Genomic DNA, 4,398 nt, shown 5'->3' with positions numbered 1-4,398 from the left:
CCGCATCGTCCAGACGCTTTAACAATACCAGACCAACGCCTTCGCCACCAACGGTACCTTTTGCTTTTGTATCAAACGCTCGACAATGACCATCTGGCGAACCAATCATCCCCTCCTGATACAGGTAGCCTTCTTTCTTAGGTTGGACTGAGACTCCTCCAGCCAGGGCCATATCACAATCACCGCTGAGCAATGACTGGACAGCCATATGAGTGGCAACCAACGAGGTCGAACAGGCCGTTTGAATATTTACCGCGGGACCTGTTAGATTCAGCTTATAAGCTAACCGGGTAGCAAAGTAATCTCTTTTGATTAACGATTCAGCCTCAAATAAATCTCCCGGGCTTGACTCAACCATCTGAAAAACCTGGCGCAACCACAATAGGTTATCCGTAGCACCGCTAAATAAGCCTATTGACAAGCCCGTTGTTGAGGCATCATAGCCAGCATTTTCAAGTGCTTCCCATGCACATTCGTGCATAACTCTGAGCTGAGGATCAAGTAATTCAGCTTCACGAGCAGGGTAACCAAACAAACCAGAATCAAATAAATAGGGGCTATCTAATAAGCCATTCGCCTTAACATAGGCCGGGTTATTCAATAACTCCTCAGCAACCCCCTCAGCTAACAATTCTGCGTCGCTAAATCTGCTTATTCCTTCAATTCCATTTTGTAAGTTATGCCAGAACGCTTCTATGTTATTGGCACTCGGGAACTTCCCAGCCATACCTATAACTGCAATCTCTAGTCCTGTGCGTAAATTTTGATCAGTCACCGTTAGTTTACTCTCTTATTTCGTTGGCGATTTAAACGTGCTTTACGTTGCTCTATGTTTCGCTTCGGCTTTTCTTGACCTGAGCCACCGGATTGATGGCTGGTTTTGTGCTGATTAAGCAAGGCCACAAACTGTTTTATTGTCGGGAATTGAAATAGTTGCAAGGGAGAGAATGATTGCTCAAACTCTTTATTCAATAACTCTGTTAAGTTTACTAACTTCAATGAATTCCCACCCAGTTCAAAAAAGTTATCGTCGATACTCACTTTATCCACGCCTAATACTTGCAGCCATAACTCCAGTACTTTCTTTTCCTGCTCTGATGATGGCAGAGTCATTGGCTTATTGCGCTCGCGGTTAAAGCTCGGAGCCGGGAGCCCCTTTCTATCTGTCTTGCCGTTTGCACTCAGTGGCATTTCCTCAAGCACCATATACGAACCAGGCATCATGTACTCAGGTAACTTTGCGGCAAGGTCCAGTTTAATCGCCTCTAATGCCTCACCTTGTTCCGAATCCGTATCAAGCACCATGTAGGCAACGATCATATCTTCAATTACCAGTACCGCAGCATCACTGACACTCTCGTTACTAGTAATATGATGAGCGATTTCATCCAGCTCTATGCGGAAGCCCCGCAGCTTAACCTGGAAATCACTGCGGCCGAGATACTCAAGCTGACCGACTGATGACCACCTAACAAGGTCACCGGTTTTATATAGTCTGTGTGTCTTTCCTGAGGGAAGTGCACATTCGATGAAGGTTTTAGCCGTCAACTCTGGCTTGTTAATATATCCTCTCGCCAAACCAACGCCACCAATATACAATTCTCCTACGGCTCCTGGTGGTAGCAATGCCAAATGTTCATCCAGGACATAAAGCTGGATATTATCTATTGGCTTACCAATCGGCACCCTGCTCCTATCGTGCTCTGGTCGGCAATGCCAGTAAGTTACGTCGATTGCCGCTTCAGTGGGGCCGTAGAGATTATGTAATTCCGTATTGTTAAATATCCCAAAGAAACGGTTTTGCAGGTCGGTAGGGAGTGCTTCGCCACTACAAAAGACACGTTGAATTGAGTTACAAGCTTTACTGTCTGTCATCGACAGAAAAACCGATAACATTGACGGCACAAAGTGCACAGTGGTAACACCTTCGTTCTGGATAAGCTGTGTGAGGTATGCAGGATCTTTGTGACCCAAAGGTTTTGCCAGTACAAGCTTAGAACCTATCATAAGTGGCCAAAAAAACTCCCAAACAGACACATCAAAGCTATAGGGTGTCTTTTGCAGTACAGTATCGGCATGTGTTAGTTGATAGGCATTTTGCATCCACATTAGGCGATTCACCAAAGCCTGATGCTCCACCATTACCCCCTTAGGTTTGCCGGTAGAACCTGAGGTGTAAATAATATAAGCAAGATTGCGACTATTTGCCGCTGCCTCATGTACAGTATTTTTTGTATCCGGATACCCAGTTAAGCCAGCGACAAATTCTGGCGAGTCTATGGCGACACTATTTTCGCCTTTTAAGGCTGGCTGCAACTCCTGAGTCGTCAAAATCAGCGTCGGTTGAGCATCGTTAAGAATATAGTGCAGTCGCTCCGAAGGCACTTCATTATCAATCGGTACATATGCACCGCCCGCTTTAAGCGTAGCCAACATAGCAACGACTAGTTCAAAAGAGCGTGGTAATAATAAGGCAACTTTGGAGTCTGCTGTTACCCCGTGTTCAGACAGATAATGTGCCAGTTGATTACTCTGTTGCATTAGCTGCGCATAAGTCATTGACTGCCCCTCAAAGCGTAACGCAGTTGAAGCAGGAGAAACAGCAGCTTGTCTCTCAATTAATTCATGGATACAAACGTGTTTGTCGAACGCCTGCTCCGTGTCGTTCAAGGTGTTCAGCAAGTAATTTTGCTGAGTTTGAGTCAGCAAAGGTAACTCTGAAACCAACATACCCGGCTGCTCAACTATTGCGCCTAGCAACACTTGATAGCAGGATGCCAACTGTTGAACAGCGTCACGCTCAAACAAATCAACATTAAACTCCCAACCAACTTCAAGGCCATTACCATCATCATGAACCTGAACATTAAGGTCGAACATGGTTGTTTTGCTGTCTATATCCACACCCTCAGCAATCACGTTTGGTAAGTTCAATGTGACTTCACGGCTATCCTGTAGCGCAAACATAATTTGAAACAAAGGACTGTGACTCAAATCTCGCTGAGGATTTAAATGTTCGACTAGCGACTCAAACGGGATATTTTGATGTTCAAAGTCTTGCAATATCTGTCTGTTTTGCTGCTTAAGCAATTCTTCAAACGACAGTGAACTGTCGATATGATTACGTAATACCAGTGTATTCACGAAGAAGCCGATCAAAGGGTTTACTGCAGGATGCATCCTATTCGCTATGGGGGTGCCTATCACGACATCCTGCTCGCGGCTGTATTTTGAAACAAGCACTGCAAAAGCGATTTCTAATAGGATAAACAATGATGTTCCCTGCTGTCGGGCCAATGTTCTTAATTGTTGCGATAACTCATGCCCCAATGAACTAAATATGCAATCTCCATCAAATGTTTGCTGTGTCGGGCGGCTTTTGTCTAAAGGCAGTGAGTGAACCGCAGGAATACTCTCCAGTCGCTGATGCCAGTAATCCAGTTCAGTTTCAAGTACATGTCCTTGCATCCACTGCCGCTGCCAGGAGGAAAAATCCCGATACTGTATTGCCAGTGGGGCGATTTGAGGTGCTCTGTTGTTAACACTTGCATCGTATAGTTCAGTGAGCTCCTTCACAAGCACCCCGATGCTCCAGCCATCTGAAATTATGTGATGCATTACAATAAGCAGCACCCATTCCTGTGTCGCTTTTTGCAATAAGTGTACTCTGAACAAGTTGTCGTTTTGTAAATCGAAGCCTGTTTTAGCCTGTTCAACCAGATAACTCTGTATACTAGCCGGATTGGTTCGAAAATCTTTTTGGATCAATTCGAAAGTATTACCGGCAATCAGTTGAGTGCCTCTCCCATCTTGCTCACTAAAGCGAGTACGCAGTGCGTAATGTCTCTCAACAATTTGTTCGAACGCGGCATCAAGAGCAGCTACATCAAGCTCCCCTTTGAGAGATATTGCTAGCGGAATATTGTATTGACTCTGATTATCAGAAAGCTTGTCAATTACCCACAGCCGTTGTTGCGCCAATGACAGAGGCGCAGCAACAGCCTCGTCAAGCGGCTCAATTGTCGCAAATTTCTTTTTGTGATCATCAATCTGCTGCAAAAGTAACAGTAACTCTGCTTTTTGTTCTTTAATTTTGGACAGCAACTCCTGAGTCATTTTACCTTTTGGCGCAGCAAATTTGATATTGCCCTGTTCAAGCCACAACTTAATCCCTATTTGTTTTAGCTGATTGTTTAATTTAATTGCACTCATATTGTTCCCAACTCTAATTCTTCACTTTCCTGTTGCTCTAATATTTCGGCTAGTTTTGCCACGGTTCTGCGCTCGAATACCTCTGTAATGGTGAGCTCTTGTTCAGCAATTTTGTTTAAATGTGCAAGCATGGTTGTGACCATTAACGAATTCCCGCCGAGCTCGAAGAAGTCATCATGGATCCCC

The 4,398-nt window shown here is 44.7% G+C and carries 3 protein-coding genes; all 3 read right to left on the bottom strand.

Annotated features, from left to right (window positions below; genetic code table 11):
* Positions 1-775: beta-ketoacyl synthase N-terminal-like domain-containing protein (locus CEX98_RS23670; RefSeq protein WP_143484400.1), on the bottom strand; the 775-nt coding region annotated here is incomplete at its 3' end.
* 2 nt (positions 776-777) lie between these two features.
* A complete protein-coding gene (locus tag CEX98_RS23665) occupies positions 778-4,212 on the bottom strand; it encodes a non-ribosomal peptide synthetase (RefSeq protein WP_099644143.1) in 3,435 nt (1,144 codons plus the stop codon).
* Positions 4,209-4,398 (bottom strand): phosphopantetheine-binding protein (locus tag CEX98_RS23660; RefSeq protein WP_143484399.1); only part of this gene is annotated, 190 nt, incomplete at its 5' end. The genes CEX98_RS23665 and CEX98_RS23660, both read right to left, overlap by 4 nt.

Source organism: Pseudoalteromonas piscicida (assembly GCF_002744175.1).
GTDB lineage: Bacteria > Pseudomonadota > Gammaproteobacteria > Enterobacterales > Alteromonadaceae > Pseudoalteromonas > Pseudoalteromonas piscicida_B.
This window is presented reverse-complemented; position numbering and strand designations above follow the sequence as displayed.